The sequence below is a fragment of the Pseudomonas sp. O39 genome (assembly GCF_045447295.1).
In the GTDB taxonomy this organism is placed as follows: Bacteria; Pseudomonadota; Gammaproteobacteria; order Pseudomonadales; family Pseudomonadaceae; genus Aquipseudomonas; species Aquipseudomonas antarctica_A.
In genome coordinates this window covers 402,557-422,726 of sequence record NZ_JBJGXV010000003.1, presented here as the reverse complement: position 1 = coordinate 422,726, position 20,170 = coordinate 402,557, and the positions used below count along the sequence as shown (strand labels likewise).

At 60.4% G+C, this 20,170-nt stretch carries 18 protein-coding genes and 2 pseudogenes; 9 read left to right on the top strand and 11 right to left on the bottom strand.

Annotated features, from left to right (window positions below; genetic code table 11):
• Positions 1 to 170 precede the first annotated feature (170 nt).
• Positions 171 to 1,382, top strand: a complete 1,212-nt coding sequence (alaC, locus tag ACI77D_RS06810; RefSeq protein ID WP_064453843.1) for an alanine transaminase — start codon at positions 171 to 173, stop codon at positions 1,380 to 1,382.
• A 161-nt stretch (positions 1,383 to 1,543) separates the two neighbouring features.
• Here the strand turns inward: alaC and ACI77D_RS06805 are convergent, their stop codons facing one another.
• Positions 1,544 to 2,896, bottom strand: a complete 1,353-nt coding sequence (locus ACI77D_RS06805; protein WP_259763500.1) for a GntP family permease — start codon at positions 2,894 to 2,896, stop codon at positions 1,544 to 1,546.
• 83 nt (positions 2,897 to 2,979) lie between these two features.
• The gene (locus ACI77D_RS06800) at positions 2,980 to 3,513 is read right to left on the bottom strand and encodes a gluconokinase (RefSeq protein WP_407016278.1); all 534 of its coding nucleotides are present in this window, start codon (positions 3,511 to 3,513) and stop codon (positions 2,980 to 2,982) included.
• Between the two features lie 223 nt (positions 3,514 to 3,736).
• On the opposite strand from ACI77D_RS06800, the gene ACI77D_RS06795 reads away from it, so the two are divergent.
• The 5 genes from ACI77D_RS06795 (at position 3,737) to ACI77D_RS06775 (ending at position 8,953) form a co-directional block, all read left to right on the top strand.
• Positions 3,737 to 4,768, top strand: a complete 1,032-nt coding sequence (locus ACI77D_RS06795; RefSeq protein WP_407016292.1) for a LacI family DNA-binding transcriptional regulator — start codon at positions 3,737 to 3,739, stop codon at positions 4,766 to 4,768.
• Between the two features lie 598 nt (positions 4,769 to 5,366).
• On the top strand, positions 5,367 to 5,999 hold the full coding sequence (locus ACI77D_RS06790) for a glutathione S-transferase family protein (protein ID WP_407016277.1): 633 nt from the start codon (positions 5,367 to 5,369) through the stop codon (positions 5,997 to 5,999).
• A 14-nt stretch (positions 6,000 to 6,013) separates the two neighbouring features.
• Positions 6,014 to 6,751: an NAD-dependent epimerase/dehydratase family protein gene (locus ACI77D_RS06785; protein WP_407016276.1), complete on the top strand. Its 738-nt coding sequence runs from the start codon at positions 6,014 to 6,016 to the stop codon at positions 6,749 to 6,751.
• A gap of 141 nt (positions 6,752 to 6,892) precedes the next feature.
• A complete protein-coding gene (locus tag ACI77D_RS06780) occupies positions 6,893 to 8,308 on the top strand; it encodes an MFS transporter (protein WP_262666122.1) in 1,416 nt (471 codons plus the stop codon).
• A 135-nt stretch (positions 8,309 to 8,443) separates the two neighbouring features.
• The gene (locus ACI77D_RS06775) at positions 8,444 to 8,953 is read left to right on the top strand and encodes a hypothetical protein (protein WP_407016275.1); all 510 of its coding nucleotides are present in this window, start codon (positions 8,444 to 8,446) and stop codon (positions 8,951 to 8,953) included.
• Between the two features lie 74 nt (positions 8,954 to 9,027).
• Here ACI77D_RS06775 and ACI77D_RS06770 read toward each other — a convergent pair.
• The 3 genes and pseudogenes from ACI77D_RS06770 to ACI77D_RS06760 all read right to left on the bottom strand — a co-directional run.
• A pseudogene (locus tag ACI77D_RS06770) lies at positions 9,028 to 9,435 on the bottom strand (methyl-accepting chemotaxis protein); the annotation flags it as partial.
• A gap of 135 nt (positions 9,436 to 9,570) precedes the next feature.
• A pseudogene (locus ACI77D_RS06765) lies at positions 9,571 to 10,347 on the bottom strand (PAS domain-containing protein); the annotation flags it as partial.
• Positions 10,348 to 10,514: 167 nt separating this feature from the next.
• Positions 10,515 to 11,384, bottom strand: a complete 870-nt coding sequence (locus ACI77D_RS06760) for a LysR family transcriptional regulator (RefSeq protein ID WP_221295533.1) — start codon at positions 11,382 to 11,384, stop codon at positions 10,515 to 10,517.
• Between the two features lie 107 nt (positions 11,385 to 11,491).
• Between ACI77D_RS06760 and gstA the strand changes: the two genes are divergently transcribed.
• Positions 11,492 to 12,091, top strand: a complete 600-nt coding sequence (gene gstA / locus ACI77D_RS06755; RefSeq protein WP_064453851.1) for a glutathione transferase GstA — start codon at positions 11,492 to 11,494, stop codon at positions 12,089 to 12,091.
• 1,296 nt (positions 12,092 to 13,387) lie between these two features.
• Here gstA and ACI77D_RS06750 read toward each other — a convergent pair.
• The 5 genes from ACI77D_RS06750 to ACI77D_RS06730 all read right to left on the bottom strand — a co-directional run bounded on the left by ACI77D_RS06750 (position 13,388) and on the right by ACI77D_RS06730 (position 17,874).
• Entirely contained in the window at positions 13,388 to 14,314 is a 927-nt protein-coding gene (locus ACI77D_RS06750) for an aliphatic sulfonate ABC transporter substrate-binding protein (protein ID WP_407016274.1), read from the bottom strand.
• Positions 14,314 to 15,327 carry an ABC transporter substrate-binding protein gene (locus ACI77D_RS06745; RefSeq protein WP_407016273.1) on the bottom strand — a complete coding sequence of 338 codons (1,014 nt, stop codon included), beginning with the start codon at positions 15,325 to 15,327 and terminating at the stop codon, positions 14,314 to 14,316. The genes ACI77D_RS06750 and ACI77D_RS06745 overlap by 1 nt, the downstream gene beginning before the upstream one ends.
• A gap of 198 nt (positions 15,328 to 15,525) precedes the next feature.
• Complete coding sequence (locus ACI77D_RS06740; protein WP_407016272.1) at positions 15,526 to 16,035, bottom strand: sigma-70 family RNA polymerase sigma factor; 510 nt, start codon at positions 16,033 to 16,035, stop codon at positions 15,526 to 15,528.
• A 108-nt stretch (positions 16,036 to 16,143) separates the two neighbouring features.
• A complete protein-coding gene (locus ACI77D_RS06735; protein ID WP_407016271.1) occupies positions 16,144 to 16,935 on the bottom strand; it encodes a phosphate/phosphite/phosphonate ABC transporter substrate-binding protein in 792 nt (263 codons plus the stop codon).
• A gap of 9 nt (positions 16,936 to 16,944) precedes the next feature.
• The gene (locus ACI77D_RS06730) at positions 16,945 to 17,874 is read right to left on the bottom strand and encodes a fatty acid desaturase (protein ID WP_064453856.1); all 930 of its coding nucleotides are present in this window, start codon (positions 17,872 to 17,874) and stop codon (positions 16,945 to 16,947) included.
• A gap of 301 nt (positions 17,875 to 18,175) precedes the next feature.
• On the opposite strand from ACI77D_RS06730, the gene ACI77D_RS06725 reads away from it, so the two are divergent.
• Positions 18,176 to 18,607, top strand: coding sequence for a GNAT family N-acetyltransferase (locus tag ACI77D_RS06725; RefSeq protein WP_407016270.1), 432 nt, complete (start codon positions 18,176 to 18,178; stop codon positions 18,605 to 18,607).
• A 66-nt stretch (positions 18,608 to 18,673) separates the two neighbouring features.
• Positions 18,674 to 19,492, top strand: a complete 819-nt coding sequence (locus ACI77D_RS06720; RefSeq protein WP_407016269.1) for a class I SAM-dependent methyltransferase — start codon at positions 18,674 to 18,676, stop codon at positions 19,490 to 19,492.
• 138 nt (positions 19,493 to 19,630) lie between these two features.
• Here the strand turns inward: ACI77D_RS06720 and def are convergent, their stop codons facing one another.
• Positions 19,631 to 20,170: a peptide deformylase gene (def, locus tag ACI77D_RS06715; RefSeq protein WP_064453859.1), complete on the bottom strand. Its 540-nt coding sequence runs from the start codon at positions 20,168 to 20,170 to the stop codon at positions 19,631 to 19,633.

Genomic DNA, 20,170 nt, shown 5'->3' with positions numbered 1-20,170 from the left:
ACAAACCCGCATCGAGTATAGGGGCATATCCGTGCTGTGCTCCAAGCAGAAATTTTTCCTGCGCCATCTGGACAACTGGCCACTATCGACCGTATTGTCTGCCCCGCAGGCCACCGCAGTGGCCGACGTCGCTCGGACGGTTCCGGGCGCTTACGTACTTCGAGGCAACAATGGCAGACCAAGGTTCGCCGCGCCGCTTTGCGCGCATAGATCGACTCCCCCCTTACGTTTTTAATATCACTGCCGAGCTGAAGATGGCTGCGCGTCGGCGCGGCGAAGACATCATCGACTTGAGCATGGGTAACCCTGACGGCGCCACTCCACCGCACATCGTGGAAAAAATGGTCACCGTCGCCCAGCGTGAAGACACCCACGGCTACTCCACCTCCAAAGGCATTCCGCGTCTGCGCCGAGCGATTTCGCGCTGGTACAAAGACCGCTATGCAGTGGACATCGACCCGGAAACCGAAGCCATCGTGACCATCGGTTCCAAGGAAGGCCTGGCGCACTTGATGCTGGCCACCCTGGACCAGGGCGACACCGTGCTGGTGCCCAACCCGAGCTACCCGATTCACATCTACGGTGCCGTGATTGCCGGCGCCCAGGTGCGCTCGGTGCCGCTGATTCCCGGCGTGGACTTTTTCGCTGAGCTGGAGCGCGCCATTCGCGGCTCGATCCCCAAGCCGAAGATGATGATTCTGGGCTTCCCGTCCAACCCCACTGCGCAGTGCGTGGAGCTGGATTTCTTCGAACGGGTGATCGCCCTCGCCAAGCAATACGACGTGCTGGTGGTGCATGACCTGGCCTACGCCGACATCGTCTACGACGGCTGGGAAGCCCCGTCGATCATGCAAGTACCCGGCGCCAAGGACATTGCGGTGGAGTTTTTCACCCTGTCCAAGAGCTACAACATGGCCGGCTGGCGTATCGGTTTCATGGTCGGCAACCCGGAGCTGGTCAACGCCCTGGCACGGATCAAGAGTTACCACGACTACGGCACCTTCACCCCGCTGCAAGTGGCGGCGATTGCGGCGCTGGAAGGCGATCAGCAGTGCGTGAAAGACATCGCCGAGCAGTACCGCCAACGCCGTAACGTGCTGGTCAAAGGCCTGCATGAGCTGGGCTGGATGGTTGAGAATCCGAAGGCGTCGATGTACGTCTGGGCGAAGATCCCCGAGGCGTATGCCGCCATGGGCTCGCTGGAATTTGCCAAGAAACTGCTGCTGGAGGCGAAGGTGTGTGTGTCGCCGGGGATCGGGTTTGGTGAGTACGGTGACGACCATGTGCGCTTTGCGCTGATCGAGAACCAGGACCGGATTCGCCAGGCGGTGCGCGGTATTCGCGGGATGTTCCGGGCGGATGGCCTAGTGACTAAAGCCTGACCCGATCCAGCAGTAGAAATACGCTAAAGAAATGTGGGAGGGGGCTTGCTCCCGATTGCTGAGTGTCAGTCACCGCGTCTGGTGACTGACCCACTGTTATCGGGAGCAAGCCCCCTCCCACATTTGGATTGGGTTTTCACCCCAGTTTCAGGGTGTGCTTGTCAGACCACCATCGACAGCAACATAATAAAGATCAACGCCACCACCGACAGAATGGTTTCCATCGCCGTCCAGGTCTTGAAGGTCTCGGCCACGGTCATGTTGAAGTACTGCTTCACCAGCCAGAACCCTGCATCGTTGACGTGAGACAACACCAACGACCCCGCCCCCGTCGCCAACACCAGCAGCTCACGGTTCACGCCCGGAATCATACCCACCACCGGCACCACAATCCCCGCGCCCGTAATGGTCGCCACGGTCGCAGAACCGGTGGCCACGCGAATCACCGCCGCCACCAGCCACGCCAGCAGGATCGGGTTGATCTGCGCGTTCACGGCCATATGGCCAATCACATCACCCACGCCGCTGGTGACCAGCATTTGCTTGAAACCACCGCCGGCGCCAATGATCAGGATGATCGCCGCAGTCGGTGCCAGGCTCGCGTCGAGCAGCTTGAGAATTTGCTTGGAATGAATGCCCTGGCGATGACCAAAGGTGTACAGCGACAGCAGCAGGGCCAGCAGCAATGCAGTGATCGGGTGGCCGATCATGTCCATCCAGTTACGGATGGCATGGCCGTCCGGCAGCGCGACGTCAGCAAAGGTTTTGAGCAGCATCAGGAACACCGGCAGCAGCACGGTGATCAGGGTGATGCTGAAGCTCGGCAAGGTTTTCGACTCTGGCTCACGGGCCAGTTGGTCGACCAGTTCCTGGGACGGGTTGCCCGGGATGTACTTGGCGATAAACGTGCCGAAGATCGGGCCGGCAATGATGGCGGTCGGCAGCGCGACGATCAGGCCGTACAGGATGGTTTTGCCGATGTCCGCGCCAAACACGCCGATGGCCAGCAGCGGGCCCGGGTGCGGTGGCACCAGGCCGTGCACTGCCGACAGGCCGGCGAGCAACGGGATGCCGATTTTGATCAGCGACACACCCGTGCGACGCGCGACGATAAACACCAGCGGGATCAGCAGCACAAAGCCGATCTCGAAGAACAGCGGGATGCCCACCAGGAACGCGGCGAACATCATGGCCCACTGGACTTTCTCTTTGCCGAAGGCGCGGATCAAGGTCTGCGCGATCTGATCGGCGCCGCCGGATTCGGCCATCATCTTGCCGAGCATCGTGCCCAGCGCGAGGATGATGCCGACAAAGCCAAGCACGCCGCCGAAGCCGTCCTGGAACGCCTTGATGATCTTGTCCACGGGCATGCCCGAGGTCAGGCCGAGAAAACCGGCCGCGATGATCAGTGCAATGAACGGGTGCACCTTGAACTTGGTGATCAAAAAGATCAGCCCGATGATAGTGACCACTGCATCTAGCAGCAGGTAGGACTCGTGGGACATGCCAAACATGGGGGGTCTCTCCTGTTTGTTGTTGTTATTAAAGCGGGTATTGAATTTCTCGCCGGGGATAGCGCTATCTTTCCGGCAAAAAATCAGTGGGTTGGTTCAAAGCCGTGTTGCAGCCACCAGGCGTTGGTTTGCTCGGCCAGGTCCTGGATGCTGTCTTCGCTGGCGTTGAGCGCCAGGGTCAGCGGCTCGCCCACGGGCGATTCAAGGGTGGCGAACTGGCTGTCGATGAGGCTTGCCGGCATGAAATGGCCGGGGCGATGGGACACACGGTCGGCGGCGACTTCACGGGTCAGCTCCAGAAATACAAAGCCCAGGCCCGGCGCGGCTTCGCGCAGGTGGTCGCGGTATTTCTTCTTGAGGGCCGAACAGGTGAGCACGGGGTGTTCGCCGGCCTTCAGCGCGCGGCGCAGTTCATCGCACAGGATGTCGAGCCAGCCGGCGCGGTCGTCGTCGTTGAGGGGGTGGCCGGCGCTCATCTTTTCGATGTTCGCGGCAGGGTGAAAGCTGTCGCCTTCAATGGCGGTGGCGCCGTTCAGGAGGCACAAGACTTCGCTGACGCTGGACTTGCCACAGCCGGAAACACCCATGATGACCAGGGCGGTAACAGGTTGACTCATGAAACACCTCAGGACGCAGATAGCGCTACCTTCGCACGCTGTAAGGCTAGTGCAAAAACAGGCTTTTCCCGCGCCGACTTGTCTTTTTTTATGGAGTGACGCGTGCATCCTCGCCAAACGGCTTACACAAGAACAGACCGGATCAGGCAACCCAATGTTCAAGCATTTGCAGCCTTTTGGAGACAGCGCTACCTTAGTGCCTCGATTTTTGTTTGGCAACCGCCTGATGACCTCCAAGAACGATAAAAATACCCGCACTACCGGTCGCCCGACCCTCAATGAAGTGGCGCGCCTGGCCGGCGTCAGCCCGATTACCGCCTCCCGTGCCCTGCGCGGCGTCAGCACGGTGGCCACCGAACTGGTGGAAAAAGTGCAACTGGCCGCCGCCGAACTCAACTACGTGGTCAACCCGGCGGCCCGCGCACTGGCGTCGGCCCAAAGCCACTCGGTGGTGGTCATCGTGCCGTCGCTGTCCAACCTGCTGTTTATCGAAACCCTCGAAGCCATCCACCAAGTGCTGCGGCCCAAGGGCTTTGAAGTGCTGATCGGCAATTCGCACTATTCGTGCGACGAAGAAGAAAACCTGCTGCGCAACTACATGGCCTACCAGCCACGGGGGTTGCTGCTGACCGGGTTTGACCGCACCGAAAGCGCGCGGCGGATGGTCGAGGCCAGTAATGTGCCGTGTGTGTACATGATGGACCTGGACCCTAACGCCGGCGTGAACTGCGTGGGGTTTTCGCAACTGAGCGCTGGCGAAACAGCGGCGGCGCATTTGCTGTCCCGAGGGCGCAAGCGCCTGGCCTATATCGGCGCGCAGTTGGACCAACGCACGTTGCTGCGCGGTGAAGGGTTCCGCCGCGCCCTGCAACAGGCTGGCCTGTACGACCCGGCGCTGGAACTGCTGACGCCGCGCCCCTCCTCCGTGGGCCTCGGTGGCGAGCTGTTTTTGCAACTGCTGGCGGCGCACCCGGATGTGGATGCGATCTTCTTTGGCAACGACGACTTGGCCCAGGGCGCACTGCTGGAAGCCATGCGCCACGGCATCAAAGTACCGGAGCGGGTGGCGGTGCTGGGCTTTAACGATTTGCCGGCGTCGTCGTTCATGGTGCCGCGTTTGAGCAGTATCAGCACACCGCGTGAAGCGATTGGCCGGCGTTCGGCGGAGCATTTGCTGACGATCATGGCGGGCAACAAGATTGCCAAGCCGGTGGTGGACATGGGGTTTGAGTTGCAGGTGCGCGAGAGCAGCTGATTTTCTAAAGGCCGAATACAATCAAACAGTGGGGAGTGGATTGCCTGCGGTGGCCATTGGTATCTACACATTTTTTACGGGTTGAGTGCTGTGGTTGTCGCGGGGCGCGCTGAGTACATATCCGTTGTTTGGGTCACGGCCGAAATAGGTTCCGCCCTTACGGCGGGTCACTTTGGAAAAGCCCCAAAGTAACCAAAGGGCTCTTGCCCCACCACTCGGCACCTCGCCTAGGCTCGGTGTGCCCTCACGCAGGCTTTGGACCGTGGGCCGCCGCCATGGGCCATCCTTGGCCCATCGCGGCTAACCCGGCGTCCTGCCGGGTTACCCACGCTCCAAAGCCTGCGTTCGGCCAGCGTGGTTAACGGGGCGCCCAAGATCAAGATCAAAGTCAAAAGCAGAGCACGGCGGCCTGACAGCCGACCTGAGTGGTTAGATCAAAAGCAAAAGCGAAGCGGTGTGTCAGTTGATGCAGTTGGTGACTGGCACACCGCCTTCGCGAGCAAGCCCGCTCCCACATTTTGACCGTGCCCGCTTAAGACCCTCGCTGTCATCTACGCCCCCTGCTAGATTGGCCACTCACCATCGTCAGGGAAGTACCATGGGACACTCACTGAAAATTCTCGGCCGCACGTCCTCCATCAACGTGCGCAAAGTGCTCTGGACCTGTCAGGAACTGGGCATCGACTATGTACGCGAAGACTGGGGCATTGGCTTCAAGCCCACCCAATCCGCCGAATTCCTCGCCCTGAACCCCAACGCCCAAGTGCCGGTGCTGATCGACGACCACGGTGTATTGTGGGAATCCAACACCATCTGCCGCTACCTCATCGGCCTTTACCAACGCACAGACCTGCTGCCCGCCGAACCCGCGCCACGCGCGCGGGTCGAGCAATGGGTGGACTGGCAAGCCAGCGAACTCAACCGCGCCTGGGGCGATGCCTTCACCGCGCTGGTGCGCAACAACCCGGACGGCCTGGACGCCGCGCAGATTGCCGCCGCCGTGCAGGTGTGGAACGACAAGATGGGCCTGCTGGAACAGCAGTTGGCCAAAACCGGCGCTTATGTAGCCGGGGATGAATTTACCCTCGCCGATATCCTCATCGGCCTCTCGGTACACCGTTGGCAGAACACGCCCATGGAGCGCCCGCCCTACCCCGCCATTGCGGCGTACTACCAGCGCCTCAGCGGGCGCCAAGGCTTCAAGACCTTCGCCCTCGACGGCCACAACTAAAACAAGGACTCACCGTGAACGGACTCAACGTACTGCTGACCGGCGCCTGCGGAAGAATCGGCAAGACCTTTTTCGAAGCCTCGAAGGAGCGCTACCGCTTCACCCTCACCGACCGCCTCGCGCCGGCTTTCGATGTGGGCAAACACCGTTTCGTGCACGCCGACCTCAGCGATAAAACCACCCTCGCGGCCCTGCTCGATGGCATCGACGTGATCGTGCACCTGTCGGGCATCCCCCACGCCAGCGCGTCGTTCGACGAATTGCTGCCGAACAATATCCTCGCCACCACCTACCTGTTCGAAGCCGCCGTGGCGGCGGGCGTCAAACGCCTGGTGTTCGCCAGCAGCGCGCAGACCATCGAAGGCTACCCCGTAGATCGCCAAATCACCCCAGGCATGCCGGTGATGCCCGCCAACCTCTACGGCGTGAGCAAATGCTACGGCGAGGCACTGTGCGGCTATTACGCGGCAAAAACCCCACTCTCCACGATTGCCCTGCGCATCGGCGCCTTTGAGTTCCCCGAAACCCACGACCTGAACAACGCCCGCGACCTCAGCGCCTGGCTCAGCCCACGTGATGCCGTGCAACTGCTGCAACGTTCGGTGGACGCTGAGGGTGTGAAGCACCTGATCGCCCATGGCATTTCCAATAACCGCTTCAAGCGCCTGGACCTGAGCGAAACCACACGGGTGCTGGGCTATCAACCGGTGGATGACGCCTTTCAGACCTTCGAGATCCCCATCACCTACTGAGCCCCCTGCGCCATAAAAGCTTGAAACCCGACGCCCAGGCGCAATAAATCGGCGAATGTGTGCCCTGCCGCACGCAACTTCACAAGCGCCGATTTCCGTTAGCCCGCTAAGATTCCAGGTCACTGCCCCTGGAATCTGCCCATGTCGACACTCACCGCCTCAGCCACGGACGGCATCGACCCGATCCGTGCAGCCCATATCAGCGCGCGCATCGACCGCCTACCTGCCGTCGCCACTCTGTGGCGCCTGGTGGCATTGCTGTCGATCGGCGGCTTTTTCGAGCTGTATGACCTCTTCCAAACCGCCTATATCAGCCCCGGTTTGATCAGCGACGGGATTTTCCACACCGGCAGCGAAGGCGTGTTTGGCTTCTCTGACCAGGCGGCGTTCGCCTCTGCGACCTTTCTGGGCCTGTTCCTCGGCGCCAGCCTGCTCAGCCCCATCGCCGACCGCTTTGGGCGCCGGGCGATTTTTACCTTTGCGCTGATCTGGTACACCGTGGCCACCGTGCTGATGGGTATTCAGACGTCCGCGCTGGGCATCATCGGCATGCGTTTCCTGGTGGGCATCGGCCTGGGCATCGAACTGGTGACCATCGACGCCTACCTCTCGGAACTGGTGCCCAAGCGCATGCGCAGCTCGGCGTTTGCCTTTGCGTTTTTCATCCAGTTTCTGTCGGTGCCGGCGGTGGCGTTGATGTCGTGGTGGCTGGTGCCCCAGGCGCCATTCGGGGTTTCCGGCTGGCGCTGGGTGGTGCTGAGCAGTGCAGTGTTTGCGTTGTTTATCTGGCAACTGCGCAAGCGCCTGCCGGAATCACCCCGCTGGCTGGCGCAAAAGGGCCGCTTTGACGAAGCCGGGCAGATCATGGACAGCCTCGAAGCACGCTGCCAACAGGATCATGGCAAACCGCTGGATGAGCCCGAACCCGAAGCCGTCAGCGTGCAGGGCAGCGGGCGTTTTGCCGATATCTGGCAACCGCCCTACCGCCGCCGGGCACTGATGCTGATCGTGTTTCATGTGTTCCAGGCGATCGGTTTTTTCGGCTTCGGCAATTGGTTGCCGGCGTTGTTGTCGGGCCAGGGTGTGAGCGTGACCCATAGCTTGATGTACGCCTTTATCATCACCCTCGCCTACCCGCTGGGGCCGCTGCTGTTTGTGAAGGTGGCCAATCGTTTTGAAAACAAATGGCAGATCGTCGGTTCGGCCATGGGCGCGATGATCTTCGGCAGCCTGTTCGCCCTGCAAACCACGGCGGTGGGGCTGGTGATCTGCGGGGTGATGATCACGTTCTGCAATGCCTGGCTGAGCTTCAGTTACCACTCCTACCAGAGCGAATTGTTCCCGACCAATATCCGCGCGCGGGCGGTGGGGTTCTGCTATTCGTTCAGCCGCTTGTCCACGGTGTTCAGCAGCCTGTTGATCGGGTTCATTCTTGAGCATCTGGGCACGCCGGGCGTGTTGGCGTTTATTGCCAGCAGCATGTTGATCGTGATGATCACCATCAGTTGGTTCGGGCCGCGTACGCGTAACCTGGCGCTGGAAAATATCGCCCACTGACGGCAACGGTTGGCCGCCTGCGGGACAACGCTTGCCGCGACGGCCGCGCCATCCCCAATAAAACCGGGGATTTGGCGCTCGGCATGCTATTTGCTCGTGCTGTCGCACCGAACACATATCCGCAGGTGACCGATCATGCTGGTTAACAACAACGCTCAAGCCGTGTCGACCGTCCAAAAGCTCAAGCGCTCTGACATGGACCCCGCCAACGCTGCCGCCAGCACGCTGTACAGCGGTGCCCTGCAAGCGGCGCAGCAAAGCGTAACCGTACCGGCCGCGCAGCAGGACCTGAACAAGGCCAGTGATCGTATCGACGAAGCCTTCGCCAAGACCCGTGTGCAGTTGCAAGCCACGACGGCGGCACCTACGGCGGCAACCGATGTGCCGGCGACGGGCTCGACCACCAGCACCGCGCGTGCTGATTTCACCGACTACATGAGCAAATCCCCGGCTGAACGCATCCGTGAGCAATTGCTCAAGGAGCAGGGTTTGACCGAAGCCCAAGTGCAGGCAATGCCGCAGGAAAAACAGGACGCGATTGCCAAGCAAGTGGCTGATCGTGTGAAGCAGCAGCAAGATCAGCAAGTAGCGGCGAAAGCCACTGACCCGGCGCAGTCGGTTAAAGAAACCCTGGCGGCGATTTAACAGACACGCTGATCAAATGTGGGAGCTGGCTTGCCTGCGCCCACAGTGATCGGGTTACCACGGCGGTAATGTATCTACTGCAATTGCAGGGTCGAGTTGAACTGACTGATCGCATCCACCACATGCCGTGACCCTTCCTGAATCTCCAGGATCACCTGCCCCGCCTCATTCGCCAGTTCCACCCCCAGCCCTGTGCGGCTCAGGCTCGACTGCATGCTCGATACCGCGCTCAGCGACAGGTCGTGGTTCTTGCGCACCACCTCCACAATCTCCTCCGTTGCCTGGCTGGTGCGCGCTGCGAGGCTGCGCACTTCGTCGGCCACCACCGCAAACCCACGCCCATGCTCACCGGCCCGCGCCGCTTCAATCGCCGCGTTGAGCGCGAGCATATTGGTTTGTTCGGCAATGCTACGAATGGTCTGCACGATGGCGCCGATGATGTCCGACTGTTTGTTGACCGCGTCGATGCTTTGGGCCGCCTGATTCAGGTCACTGGAAATCTCTTCAATGATCTGCACGGTTTGCTGCACAACCTCAGAGCCCTTGCGCGCGCAGGCGTCGTTTTGTACCGAGGTGGAGTGGGCCGAATCGGCGGCGGTGCGCAGGGTGGTGACCTGCTCGGTGATGTCGCTGGCGAACTTCACCACTTTGTACAGGCGCCCGTTGGTGTCGAAGATGGGGTTGTAGGAGGCTTCCAGAAACAGGGTTTTGCCGTATTTGTTTTTTCGTTCGAAGCGATGAGAGTGATATTCGCCACGGTTGAGCGAGGCCCAGAAGGCCTTGTAAGTCGGGGACTCTACTTCGCTGCGCTGGCAGAACATGCTGTGGTGCTGGCCGATGATTTCTTCGCGCGAATACTGCACCGCGCGCAGGAAGTTATCGTTGGCATTGATGATCTGGCCTTGAGGGGTAAATTCGATCACCGCCATGGACCGGCTGATGGCGTCGATCAGGCTCTGGTTCTCGTGTTCATGGTGAACCCGTGCGGAAATGTCCGAGGCCACTTTGATGACACTCTGCACCTGATTATCGCTGCTCAGTACCGGCATGTAGCTGGCTTCGAGCCACACCTCCTCGCCGCGCTTATTCAGGCGCATAAAGGTGCCGCTCAGGGCTTCGCCGCGCGCCAGGTCGCGCCACAACTTAGTGTAAGGCTCGGTGTGGGTGTAGGCCTCTTCGCAAAAGATGCGGTGATGTTTGCCGCGAATCTCCTCGACGTTGTAGCCCATGGTTTTGCAGAAGTTGTCATTGGCGTCGAGGATCACACCGTTGCGGTCGAATTCGATCATCGCCATGGAGCGGCTGATGGCCGCGAGTTTGGCGTTGGCTTCGGTGAGCGCACAGGAAAAACGTTGGATTTCTTGCAGGTCGGATTTGTGATGGCGGTTGAACATGATCAGATCACCCTTGATTCCCGGCGCCTGAAAGGCGCATTCCATTCATTTGTTGGATAGTGCTAGCTAACCTTCATGGGGAAATAACCATCCGAAACGCTTTATATGCCAAACGTCATCAACGGTTCAGGATCAGCATAGACAGGGCTTGGCGCTATGCAAGGCCACTAATCAGCCAGCATTTTTAACAGTGCGCTGACGGCGGCTGAGGGTGAACGGGTTGGCGAGCCGACCAAGGCAAATTCGCGGTGCAGCGGGACGCTCAACGGCATCACACGCAGGCCGTTGTGCGGGGCCGGCAAGGCCATTTGAGGCACCAGTGTGACGCCGACGCCTTCGCGCACCAGGCTATAGGCGCTGCTCCATTCGCGCACTTCCACGCGGATATCACGCAGGGTCAGCCCCGCCAATGTCGCCAGGCTGCGGGCATTGGCGGTACAGCCACCGGTGGCCAGCACGAAGGGTTGCTGGAGCAATTCCTCAAGCGACACCGTAGCATCGGCCGGGCGCTGCGCGATGGGATGGTTGATCGGCAGCACGGCCATCCAAAAGTCGCGCCCCAATACCGTGGCGTTGCGCGCGGGCTCGGGGTTGAGCACCACGCCCAGGTCGATCAGGTCGGCGTCGAGCAAGGTGTGCACTTCGCTGTCGGTGACATCCAGGGTGGTGATCTCGATACCTGGGTTCAACTGACGAAAACGTTGCAGCAACGGTGTCAGAAAGGTCGCCAGCACCATCGGAAAACTGGCAATGCGAATGCTCCCACGCAGCAGCGGCCGAGACTCATCCACGGTGGTACGAATCGCCTGTAACGCGCCCATCATCACCCGCGCGTGCTCAATCACACTGATCCCCAGGGTGGTAGGCAAGGTCTTGCGCGGTTCACGGGTGAACAGTTGCGCACCCAATGCTGCCTCCATGGATGCCATGGCTTGGCTGGCAGCGGACTGGGTCATGCCCACCTTTTCGGCGGCCGCCGTGATGCTGCCGTGGTCGGCCACGGCCACCAGCAAACGCCAGTGCATCAGGTTCATCATGGCAGTAGCTGTCCTTATGGGTGGGATCTGAAGGTTTAATTTTACGCAAGGTGCCATGCCCGCGAGACTGGCGCAAATGAACGACAACCGATCAGGAACCACTCTTCATGAAACTGTACTTTTCCCCCAATGCCTGTTCTCTCGCCCCCCATATCGTGTTGCGCGAATTGGCCTTGCCATTCGACCTGGTGCGGGTCGATAACCAGGCTAAAACCACGGCCGACGGCGACGATTTCCTGCAGATCAACCCAAAGGGCTACGTGGCGGCGCTGCAACTGGACAATGGCGAAGTGCTGACCGAGGCCAGTGCGATCCTGCAATACCTGGCCGACCTGAAACCCGCCGCGCACCTGGCCCCGGCCAATGGCAGTTGGGAGCGCGTGCGCTTGCAGGAGTGGCTGAACTTTATCGCCAGCGAGATTCATGGCGGGCTGGCGATTTTCTTTAACGGCGCGATTCAGGGCGATGTGCGGGCGATGTTCGTGGCCAAGGTGTACAAGCGTTTTGCGATTCTGGTGCAGACCCTGGAGCGCCAGGATTATCTCCTGGGCGCGCAGTACTCGGTGGCAGATGCGTACCTGTTCGTGGTGCTGCGCTGGGCGGGGTTTCACGCTATCGACCTGCAACAGTGGCCGGCGCTGGCTGCGTTTCAGCAGCGGATTGGCGAGCGGCAAACAGTTATCGCGGCCCTGGCCGCCGAAGCCTGATGGCCTGAAATGCAATTAAAAATGTGGGAGCGGGCTTGCTCGCGAAGGCGGAGTGTCAGCCAACGAATATTTCGACTGATACACCGCTATCGCGGGCAAGCCCGCTCCCACAGTTGAACGGCGTTGTTTTAGAGAAAGCGTTTCATACCGCTAGTGTCGAGGCTGCTGCGTTGGCTGCCGAGAATCCATGATCTGAAATGCAAATAAACAGGTGGGAGCGGGCTTGCTCGCGAAGGCGGAGTGTCATCCAACGAATGTTTCGACTGATACACCGCATTCGCGAGCAAGCCCGCTCCCACAGTTGAACGGCGGTGTTTTAGAGAAAGCGTTTCATACCGCTGGTGTCGAGGCTGCTGCGGTGGCTGCCGAGAATCCATGATCTGAAATGCAAATAAACAGGTGGGAGCGGGCTTGCTCGCGAAAGCGGAGTGTCAGCCAACGAATGTTTCGACTGATACACCGCTATCGCGGGCAAGCCCGCTCCCACAGTTGAACCGCGTTGTTTTAGAGAAAGCGTTTCACACCGCTGGTGTCGAGGCTGTTGCGGTGGCTGCCGAGAATCCATGATCTGAAATGCAAATGAACAGGTGGGAGCGGGCTTGCTCGCGAAGGCGGAGTGTCAGCCAACGAATGTTTCGACTGATACACCGCTATCGCGGGCAAGCCCGCTCCCACAGTTGAACGGCTTTGTTTTAGAGAAAGCGTTTCATACCGCTGGTGTCGAGGCTGCTGCGGTGGCTGCCGAGAATCCATGATCTGAAATGCACTTAAAAATGTGGGAGCGGGCTTGCTCGCGAAAGCGGAATGTCAGCCACCGAATGTTTCGACTGATACACCGCTATTGCGGGCAAGCCCGCTCCCACCGTTGAACAGTGTTGTTTTAGAGAAAGCGTTTCACACCGCTAGCGTCGAGGCTGCTGCGTTGGCTGCCGAGAATCCATGATCTGAAATGCAAATAGACAGGTGGGAGCGGGCTTGCTCGCGAAGGCGGAGTGTCAGCCAACGAATGTTTCGACTGATACACCGCATTCGCGGGCAAGCCCGCTCCCACAGTTGAATGGTGTTGTTTTAGAGAAAGCGTTTCACACCGCTGGTGTCGAGGCTGCTGCGGTGGCTGCCGAGAATCCATGATCTGAAATGCAAATAGACAGGTGGGAGCGGGCTTGCTCGCGAAAGCGGAGTGTCAGCCAACGAATGTTTCGACTGATACACCGCTATCGCGGGCAAGCCCGCTCCCACAGTTGAACGGCGTTGTTTTAGAGAAAGCGTTTCATACCGCTAGCGTCGATCAAGAGGCTATGGCGCCTTGAGCACGATTTGCTGCACATCGACCTTTTTCGGGATCAGGCCGTTGGCGAAGAACAGGTCGGCAGTGCGCTGCTGGTTAGCGATGTCGATGGCTTCCAATGGGCGAATCGGCGCGGGCGAGCGGTGTTCGAAGTAGCTTTTGACCACGGCCGGTGGCAGGCCCAGGGTCTTGGCCATCAACGCGATGCTTTGCTCGGGTTGGTCCAGGGATAGACGCTGCGCCTTGGCCAGGGTTTTGATAATCGCGGCGATCGCGTGCGGGTGCTGCCGGGCAAACGGGCTGCTGACCACAAAGAAACTGCCGGCCGGATTAAGGCCCTGGCCGTCCCCCAATACGCGGGCCGAGCCGTCCACTACCGCGGCCGAGTAGTACGGGTCCCATACCACCCAGGCGTCCACCTTACCTTGCTCAAACGCGGCGCGGCCGTCGGAGGGCGACAGGTACACCACATCCACATCCTTCCATTGCAAGCCGGCGCGCAGCAGGCTTTTGAGGAACAGGTTGTGTGCGCTGGAGCCTTTGAGCAGCGCCACACGCTTACCCTTGAGTTCGGCCACGTGCTGAATCGTGCTGGTTTGAGGCACCAATACCGCTTCGGTCTTGCCGTCGTTCGGCTCGACGGCGAAGTACTGCAAATCAATGCCGGCGGCCTGGGCAAAGATCGGCGGGATGTCACCGATATTGCCGATGTCCAGGCTGCCGCCGTTCAACGCTTCGATCAGCGGCGGGCCACCGAGGAATTCGACCCACTGCACCTGGGTGCCAGGCAACGCCTCTTCGAAGAGTTTGTGCTCACGGGCCAGCACCATGCTCACCGAGCTTTTCTGGTAACCGATGCGCAACGTGGAGGGTTCGGCTGCCAACACGTGACCGGCAACCAGCGAGAGAACGACCGCAGCGAGGACTTTCAGCATCAGAGCGCTCCCTTGACCTTGGCCGCCACATCCGCTGGCACCCACTGTTGCCAGACTTGCGGCTGCTCTTTGAGGAACGCCAGCGCGACTTGGCGCGGCGGCTCACGCTTCTCGCTCATCTGCGCGAGGATGCCGTTGAGCAAGTCGATCGGCAGGTCGACTTTCTCAAAGAACGTGACCAGTTGCGGGTGCTGCGCCTTGAACGGCGCCGACACGCCAATCGCCAGGTGCGCCGGCATCGAGCGGGTGCCGATGGGGTGCGGGTTGTTGGCGTCGGCCAGGGTTTTCCAGGCGTCGGCGTTGAACGGCGGTTCATCCAGTTTGATCAGCTTGAAACGACCGAGCAACGGGGTCGGCGACCAGTAGTAGAACAACACCGGTTTGCCGCGGCGGATCGACGACGCCACTTCGGCATCCAGCGCCGCACCGGAGCCGGTGCGGAAGTTGACGAAGGTGTCGGTCAGGCCATAGGCCTTGAGCTTCTGGCTGTTGACGATTTCCGAGGTCCAGCCGGTGGGGCTGTTGAGGAAGCGGCCTTTGCTTGGGTCTTCGGGGTCGCGGAACACATCCTTGTAGCGCGCCAGGTCGGCCACTGATTTGAGGTCCGGCGCCAGGGGCTTGATGCCGCGCTCGGCGTCGCCCTTGATCACGTATTCGGGCACCCACCAGCCTTCGGTGGCACCTTTGACCGTGTCGCCCAGGCCGAAGACTTTGCCTTCGGCTTCAGCCTTGACCCACGCCGGACTGCGCCCGGCCCACTCTTCACCAATCACCTGAATATCGTCCTTGGCCAGGGCGGCTTCCAGGCTCACGGTGCTGCCGGGCAAAGTGTCAGTGGGCAAGCCGTAGCCTTTCTCGACGATCAGGCGCAGCACTTCGGTGATCAGGCTGCCGCTTTCCCAGGTGATGTCACCGAAGTGGATCGGTTTGACCGCTTCGGCGGCCTGGGTTGGCTGCGTCAGAACAGCGAGCGCCAGCAGCGAGCCACCGAGCAGGTTTTTTAGTTTTCTCATGAGTAGCCTCTTGGAGGTTCGATTCACAACGTATTCAAAGTGGGCACGGGCAATGTGGGAGCTGGCTTGCCCGCGATGCAGGCACCTCGGTTGTTCAGGGGGACCGAGGTGATGCCTTCGCAGGCAAGCCAGCTTCCACAGGGAACGAGTGAAGTGTTCAGGCAGCATTGACGGTCACCCACAGGCCAGTGCGGCGGTTCATTCCAGGCCCAGCCGCAGGCAACGGTTGAACGCACGGGCCATGTAGTCGCTGACCGAGCGCTGGGAAATCCCCAGTTCGGCGGTGATCTCTGGGTAGGTCAGGCCATTGAGTTGCGACAGCAGGAAGGTCGCCTTGACCTTGGCCGGCAAGCCGTCGAGCAACTGGTCAATGGCTTGCAGGGCTTGGAATATTTGCGCGAGGTCTTCGGGCGACGGCGCGGTGCAAGTTTCGTCGTTAGCCAGGGCGGCGAGGTAGGCGCGCTCCAGGTCGCGGCGACGCCACAATTGGTACATCAGGCGCAGTGCGATGGTGGTGAGCAAGGCGCGGGGCTGTCGGATCGGCAGCACGCCCGGCGCACTCAGGAGCTGGGTAAAGGTATCGGCGGCGATGTCTTCGGCGTGTGCACGCGAATCGAGGTGGCGGTGCAAACGGCTGCACAGCCAGTCGTAATGACTGCGGAACAATCCGCCCACGTAATCGCTGTGAGAAATATCGGCGCCGGACATAGTGGCTCCATCTGAGTAGGTTTCACGTTATGTCCGGTGTTCCGGTGGAGCGATCCTAGCAAGACTGCTTATTCTTTAATAATATTTAAAAGGTATTTCTATATAACCTTATTGAAGCTTTGAATAGCCGACGCCGGCGGCTCGTTGCTGGTAGTCCAGCAGCACCTGATAGTGATCTTCCCTGGCCGGCAGGACTGCCTGTATCCCCAGCGTTTCGACGACATCCGGTAAATCCTGCAATGCCAGGTTCATCGCCTCACGAATTCGCATCACCTGCTCATCGCTCAGGCTCAACGGCCCGATGTAGGGCAAGGTCGGGCTCGGCGCGCTGTGAGTGACAATGCGCAGCCCCGCCACTTCCTGCGGGGCGAAACGGGCGAGGTAGTCGTAGGTGACGCTGTCGATGGCGGCAAGATCAGCGCGGTCTTCGCGCAGCCAGCGCAAGCTTTCGCGGTGGGCACCGCTGATGCCGACGCTGGCGAAGAAACGACCGTCGCGTTGCAACGGCGCCAGGCGTTCGCGCAGCAGGTTCATGCCGCTGTTGGAATCGTGGCCGTTGATCACGCCGCGGCTGTTGTAGAAGTCCGCCAGTTGGGTGTGCGGGTTGGCGTTGCGGGTGAGCAGCAGGCTGCAATGCTCGCCATGGCTGCTGTGGTGCAACTCATAGCGCGGGCGACCGATCACGCGCACCTTGCCGCGCAGTTGGGTTATCAACGGGTAGCCGCAGGTTTGGCTGACGAGCAAATCAGGGGACAGCCACAGGCTGGGCAGGTCGAGGTGGTCGGCGTTACGACGGGTCAGGTTCAGGCGCTCGAAGATGCGTGCCAGCCAGCGCTGGTTGGCGTGCTGCACCGCTTCGGGCGCGACATACATTTGCAGCTCGGCGTAGTGGTCACTCATGGTCGTCTCTCACGCAAAAGGGTGCCGGGGGCTGTCGATGGCCTTAAGGCCGTGGCGGCTGATCAACTGGCCATAACCCTGCACCAGAAAGCCGCCGCTGCGCGCCACCCACTGTTCGCGGCGGGCGCGGTAGACCGTGGGCAGCCAGTACCAGGGCAATTTCGGCAAGTCATGGTGCACCAGGTGCAGGTTGTTATTGAGGAACAGCCACGTCCACGGCCAGGCCGCTTCGTTGAGCACGGTGCGCTGCGCCGGTTGCAGGTGCGGGCGGTGTTCATAGTAGGAACGGATCGACGCCAGGGACAAGGCCGGCACAGTGACCAGCAGCAGGTAGTGCCACACCGGCAGTGCGCTGTAGTGGGCGATAAAGCTCAGCATCAATACGGTCACGGCGCCGTGGGCCAGCCACATCGGCCACACCTGCGGCAGGCGCTGGAACTCATGGCGCGCCAACCGGCCAATCGCCAGCGGCGCGGCCAACACGAAGCGGCCGAGCACGGTTTTGGTCAGCCAATGCACACCTCGTTCGAACAACGAGCTGGCGTCCCATTGCTGTTGATTGAGGTAGCGGCTTTCCGGGTCGATGCCCGGCAGGGTCAGGTCTTCATCGTTGTGGTGCAGCAGGTGGCTGTTGCGATACAGCGTATAGGGGTACCACACGGCAAAGGGCGCGTAGCCGAGCAGTTTGTTCACGAGAAGGGAGCGGGTAGGATGGCCGTGGAGCAGCTCGTGTTGCACCGATAGCCACAGCGTCACCAAAGGAATCAGCAACAGGGTGCTGAGCCACAGGCCGAGCCAATGGCTGCCGAGTATTACGGCGAACCAGCCGGTATACACGCCGATCAACAGCAGCCAGGTCGGCCATTCGGTTTTTGCAGTAAAACTTTGCGCCAGGGCTTCGATTTCCCGGCGCTGGGTCAGATCAAGGTAGTTGGCCATCGGCAGCTCAGAGCAGGTGTTTCCTGCTCTGTGCCTTGAGGCGGGAAAATCTTGCAGATCGTTTGGTTCTAAGCTTGTAACTCAGTGACCGAACAGGCCTGACTCGGATTTCTTGGTTTTCTTGTCCGCGCGTTTTTCATCGGCAGTTTTTGCCGGTTTTTTCTTCGCGGCTTTCTTTGAATCCATACCTTTGGCCATGATGCATGCTCCACTGAAAGGGGATGTAACACTGGGTATACCACCTATTGCACGGCAGAAGGCGCTTATAATCCCCGGCCCTTGAGAATGTTGCCCAAACACCATGCCTGAACTGCACATCGAACCGCTGGCAGAGCCGCTGTGGCCGCTGCTGAACAAGTTTTACCGCCGCCATGATTCGTCGATGAAGGCCATGAAAGGTGGGCGTTTATGGGTAGCGCGGGACGGCGAGATTGTGGCCGGGTTGTGCCTCTCGCCTGTGGTGGGTGGGCAGTGGCTGACCGCGGTGTTTGTCGACCCGGCTTATCGCGGCCAAGGGCTGGCGGTGCGCTTGATTCTGCAGGCGGTGGCTGATGTGCAGGGGTGCGTCTGGCTGCTGTGCCATCCCGACCTGGAAGGTATGTATCAGCGCATGGGGTTCACTCAGGATACGCTGCTGCCGCAATCCCTCAGCGAGCGGTTGGTGCGCTACAAACGTAACAAGCCAATGATCGCGATGGGGCTTATAACCAACGTAAAGGTCGACCTCGAATAATGTGTGATCAGCCGGTCCAGAGCTCATGCTAGCCTCGACGGCACAGTGGCCCTTTACAGGATGATCATGAAAACGACGCTTGCAGCTCTGTCCCTCACCGCCCTCCTCGCGCCCACCTTCAGCCAAGCAGCTGATGCGCCGATTACCGCCGAGCAATACACCAGCGTGCTTGCCGGCAGTTGGCGCGACCCGTCCAACAGCGCGCGCGACGGCTATCGTCACCCGCAGCAAACCCTGGCGTTCTTCGGCTTGGGCGCCAGGCAGACGGTGATCGAAATCACCCCCGGCGCCGGCTGGTACAGCGAAGTGCTGGCGCCGCTGCTCAAGGACCACGGGCATTACATCGCCGCCGTGCAGGCAGCCAGCAGCAGCGCCTATGCGCGCACCTCCGAAGAGAACCTGAAAAAGAAATTCGCCGCCGACCCGACGCGCTATGCCAAGGCCCAAGTGGTGGAGTTCGACCCTAAGGCGCCAGTGTTCGGCAAACCTGCTTCGGCCGACGCCGTGCTGACTTTTCGCAACGTGCATAACTGGGTAGCGGCCGATACCGCAGACGCCACGTTCAGTGCGTTTTACACGGTGCTCAAACCGGGCGGCGTGCTGGGTGTGGAAGATCACCGAGCCAAAGACGGGGCGGACCTGGCAGCGATCAAGGACAGTGGTTACCTGACCACGGCCCAAGTGGTGAAACTGGCGACCGATGCCGGGTTCAAGCTGGCTGGGCAGAGCGAAGTGAATGCCAACCCCAAGGACACCAAGGATTATCCGGGTGGCGTCTGGACGTTGCCGCCGACATTGAAGTTGGGGGAGCAGGACAAGGCCAGATACCTGGCGATTGGCGAGTCGGACCGGATGACGTTGCGGTTTGTTAAACCTGTCAAATAGTTCGGTTTGAAATGCTATCCCAATGTGGGAGCGGGCTTGCTCGCGAAAGCGGAGTGTCAGGCAATGTATTCGGTGACTGATACACCGCTTTCGCGAGCAAGCCCGCTCCCACATTTTCGATCTCAGTATGGCTGAGCGTTACTCGTCAGCATTCGGGTCCATGTCCGGAAACATCACTTCGATAAACCCGAACTTGCTGAAGTCGGTAATCCGCGACGGGTACAGCCGGCCGATCAGGTGGTCACATTCATGCTGCACCACCCGCGCGTGGAAGCCCTCGGCGACGCGCACGATGGGTGCCCCCTTGGGATCAAAACCCTCGTAGCGGATCTGCTGGTAACGGTCCACCGCGCCACGCAGACCGGGCACGGACAGGCAGCCTTCAAAACCTTCTTCCAGTACCGGGCTGAGCGGCGTAATCAACGGGTTGATCAAGATGGTCTGCGGCACCGGAGGCGCCTCCGGGTAACGTTCACTGGCCTCGAAACCAAAGATCACCAGTTGCAGGTCGACGCCGATCTGCGGGGCGGCCAGGCCGACGCCGCCGACGCTTTCCATGGTCTGGAACATGTCATCAATCAATTGCCACAGCTCGGGGCTGTCGAACATTTCCGGCGGAACCGGGGGCGCGATGCGCAGCAGGCGCTCGTCGCCCATTTTCAGGATTTCACGGATCAT